Here is a 3984-nt window from a genome sequence, read left to right on the forward strand (position 1 = left end):
CTCATTATTATCTCGGATGATTCACTTTTACCTCCTCAATCCGCGTATGTGCCAGTTGGGGGTGCGGAATGTGGGTTTTAATCGAATTGTAGAGGATATCTACAATCTTTTCTGTTTGCATTCTTGCTCGATCGAGAATGCTTATGTCTGTGGGATAGGTAATATCGGCGCTGGCACAGGTCGCATCTAACAGTAATTTTCCTCGGAGTACAATGTCACTCGGTTCTTCTGGTTCTTTTTTATTTGATTCAGATTGAGGGGTGGTGGCTTCTCGGAGCTTTTTCACCATTTTTTGATTCACTTTATTGACCAGATCGATACTTATTCTTTGTCGAAAATGAACCAAGATAGAGGCATCAAACGGGATTTCATTGCTGTAAGATGAGAGACCAATAAAGTATTGTAGGTATGGGTTTTCCCGTATTTGTTCTACGGTTTCGCGATCGCTGGTTCCTAATTTCTCTTTGATGATTAATGCCCCCAATGCCATCCGAAACGATGCAAGCTGGTGCTCCCATAGATGAGGCAAAATTTTGAGCATATTCTGATTCAAATTCAGACCACGGTATCAGTTGGGCCATCATCACCCAACGGTTATCCGACGCTAATTTTCCTCCGTGGGGAAATTCAAAGCTTTCTGGTGGCGTGCCATCTGGGTCAACTTTTCGGTACACGAGTGTTAACGGTAGTGCAAGGGTTTTGTGCTATTTTACCTATTTTCCTTGCACTTGCCACTCTCCGGCGCGATCGTCCTCCACAGGCCCTGTAACCTTTTAGCTGATTATTCAGCAAGCCCTAATTAATGTTTACGAAACTGAACCCATTTCCCAAAGACAACTAGCCAAGCGGTAATGCGAGTGCTATCAGCTTCAGGGGGCGACAATGCAGCTAAAGTGCTTGCCCTATAAGCTTTATGGCTCTCAATCCCTTCTGATAAAATGACTTTTTATTGCGAACCTTGCCTCAGCATTGACTCTACCCACTCCTGACAGGAGTCAACAGCAATTAACCAATTTTCGCCATATAAACCAATCCAAAACTTGCTATGTCTTTTTCTCTTTCTATCTGGCTCGCTTAGACGACACACATATTTTTCTTGTCCTTGAAGCTGAGTTCTTTTCCCTTTTAACCATGCTGAAGTCATCGCCAAAGCGATTACAATCATTAAAGCAATCAATTTATCCGGTGATGCTTGACACCCCTCTAGGTTATATCCTGCGGTTTTACAGTCTTTAAACATTGCTTCGATACCGTAACGTTTGCTATAAACTCCGATCGCGCTTTTCAAATCAGGGAGATTAGTTAATAGATACCAAGGTTCGTCTTCTTGTTTTCCTCGATATTTGCGTTTCCAGGAAGCAACTAGGTTAAACCGAGAAAATCCTTTCTTTTGAGTAAAGCTAACTTTCGGATAGAATAGATGAATTCCTGGTTGAACTGGAATGCTATCTAGGGCTTGCTGAAGAAGCGATCGCACTTTACGTGGCTTAGGTTAAGAACTGGCACGATCGAGATCGGCGTGCAAGAAAAACAGGTAAAATAGGTCAAAAGTCGTGCATCACCATCTGCGATCGTGTACAGAAAAGCTGAGCTTGCTCCTCCCTCACTCTCCGACTTTGAACTACCCTTCGGAGGGAATTTGTCACGCCTATAACCGTTGGGTAAAAATGGCCCAAATAATCCCGTGGTAAGGATTCAGGTCAAAAATATTTCAGAGACACCAATAAATGTGGTAATGTAGTCAAATGAGTAAACAACCAGAGTTACCAGCACTAAAAATCGAAATAATTGAGCAGTGGAGCCATGAGGAACTGGTAAGACTGGTGCTGACTCAACAGAAGCTGATTGAAAAATTACAACAAGAACTCGAACAACTCAAAGAGAAACAGCCGAGCAATAGCAAAACATCATCGAAACCCCCATCGAGTGAGCTCATACAGAAATCAGAGACAGCCGCTTTTGATAACTCAAAAGAGTCAGAGTCCCAACCAAAGCGAAAACCAGGAGGACAGCCTGGACATATCGGCAAAACCCGCAAAGGATTTGGGCGAGTAGATAGATATCAAATCAGCACTCCTGACTAAGAGTGAGCATTGTGGCAGCAGAGAATTAAGTGAGATGATTGGTTATAGCAAGCAGCAGGTAGCGTGCTTAGTAAATAGACCAATTGAAGTAGTGGAATATCAACGAGCCAAATGTCAGTGTAATGAATGTGGAGCAATGGTGATTGGACCAGTCTCACCGGGTATAGTGCCTTGACTTGACTTAAGCATCGACCTACAAGCATTATTGGTATGGCTAGGTAATTATGGGCATATGTCTTATGAAAAGCAACAAGAATTGCTGCGGGAATTAGGTGGTATTGAAATTGGGCTCGGGACATTACAAGCAACCAATGCGCGAGTAGCTAATGCTGTAAAGCCCGCCGTTAAAGACTTATGGCAATGGGCACCGTTACAAGCGTGCCGTCCATGTCGATGAAACCCCGTGGTGTGTTAAGGGCGTCAAAGAATGGTTGTGGACAGCTACGGGTCAAGATTTTTGCCTGTTCCATGCTGCGGACACTCGCAGTCGCTCAGAATTAGAAACAATGCTGGGGAATGAGGCAAGCTGGAGTGTTGAATTCTGATGATTTTAGCGTATATAACGGTGTGATTGTGGGAGCGCAGCAGAAATGTCTGGCCCATCTACGACGACATTTTAAGAAAGTTCTTCAAATCAGTCACGGTAACAACACTGTCGTCGCAGAGGCATTTTTGGAATTAATTGATGAGGCATTTCGACAACATCGAATTCAGGGCGTGAGCACCCTGAAGAACTCGATTATCATACTTGGGCGAGGGACTTTAAGACCAGACTGGCAGAATTGTTAAATACTTGGCAAGGTCATGTTGGTCATGCTGCTGGACTGTTATTGCGCTCGTTGCGTGAGAAAGCACATCAATGGTGGTATTTTTTAGACCATCCTTCCATTCCTCCTGATCATAATTTGGCAGAACGTTCTTTGAGACTAGCCGTGACTAAACGTAAAGTATCTGGCGGTTCCCGCTCGATGTCTCGATTTGAACAAACTGCTGATTTGTTATCTGTGATTCAGACTTGTCGGTTTCAAGGTATTCGCGCAATGGCTTTTTTCCGTGATGCTCTATCTGCCCATTCTTGTAACTTTTTCATGCCTTCTCTGATTCCCGAATCAAAGACCTGAATCCTTACGTTTTTTTTATCAAAGAAACCACGGGAACAGACAAAGGACGTCCCCGAACAGTAAAAAGCTGTGTGGGTGAGTTAAAAATTACCGAAAAACAAGCAGAAAAATTAAATCTCAAAAAATCGACTCGCTTGGCCCCTTTTTTTGAGAAATGCTGACGGAGACAAGTAGCCCTGTTATCCTATTCCAAAGCATCTCAAGAAATTGAAGTACAGACGGGAGTCAAGATAGGTCATAGCAGTTTACATAGATTGGTAGAAAACCACTCTTTGGGTCGAACCAGTAGCATTCACCCCAATTAAAGAAACCAGTGTGGATGGAGGGAAAGTGCGTGTTAGAGGACCAAAAGGGGAGGGTTCTCACTGGCTGGATTACAAAGCAGTTAGTCTTCATGGCAGCTTTTATGCTGCATATTTTCTGAAAAATGAAGTATTGATTGATTATGTCAATCGTCAGCCGTTAAATTCCCTAGTGACTTGTTTGGGTGATGGACATGACGGAATTTGGAATCTGATCGGTAAATTCAATCCGGATGGTAATCGCCGAGAAATCTTAGACTGGTATCATTTAGTAGAAAAGCTGTACAAAGTAGCAGGGTCTAAGAAACGGCTGTCTAGAGCCAAAGAATTGTTGTGGCAAGGTCGTATAGATGAAACCATTAAGTTGTGGTAGTGATAAATATGTAGTGATTAGATATTTATTGGCTCAAAACATAGTTGTAATGATGGATAAAATACCAAATAGCACCAATATGGTTTTCTAACTTTTTAGAAAAT

General features: G+C 42.8%; 2 protein-coding genes and 2 pseudogenes. 2 read left to right on the forward strand and 2 right to left on the reverse strand.

Annotated elements, in window-relative coordinates; genetic code table 11:
- Positions 1-76: 76 nt before the first annotated feature.
- Both QUB30_RS32980 and QUB30_RS32985 read right to left on the reverse strand, forming a co-directional pair.
- A pseudogene (locus tag QUB30_RS32980) lies at positions 77-674 on the reverse strand (transposase); the annotation flags it as partial.
- Between the two features lie 272 nt (positions 675-946).
- Complete coding sequence (locus QUB30_RS32985; RefSeq protein ID WP_333342449.1) at positions 947-1477, reverse strand: hypothetical protein; 531 nt, start codon at positions 1475-1477, stop codon at positions 947-949.
- 268 nt (positions 1478-1745) lie between these two features.
- Between QUB30_RS32985 and tnpC the strand changes: the two are divergent.
- Positions 1746-3205: pseudogene (gene tnpC, locus QUB30_RS32990) on the forward strand (IS66 family transposase).
- 330 nt (positions 3206-3535) lie between these two features.
- On the forward strand, positions 3536-3880 hold the full coding sequence (locus QUB30_RS32995) for a hypothetical protein (RefSeq protein WP_333342451.1): 345 nt from the start codon (positions 3536-3538) through the stop codon (positions 3878-3880).
- Positions 3881-3984: the final 104 nt, after the last annotated feature.

Origin of the sequence: Microcoleus sp. BROC3, from assembly GCF_036702515.1 — a bacterium.
GTDB lineage: Bacteria > Cyanobacteriota > Cyanobacteriia > Cyanobacteriales > Microcoleaceae > Microcoleus.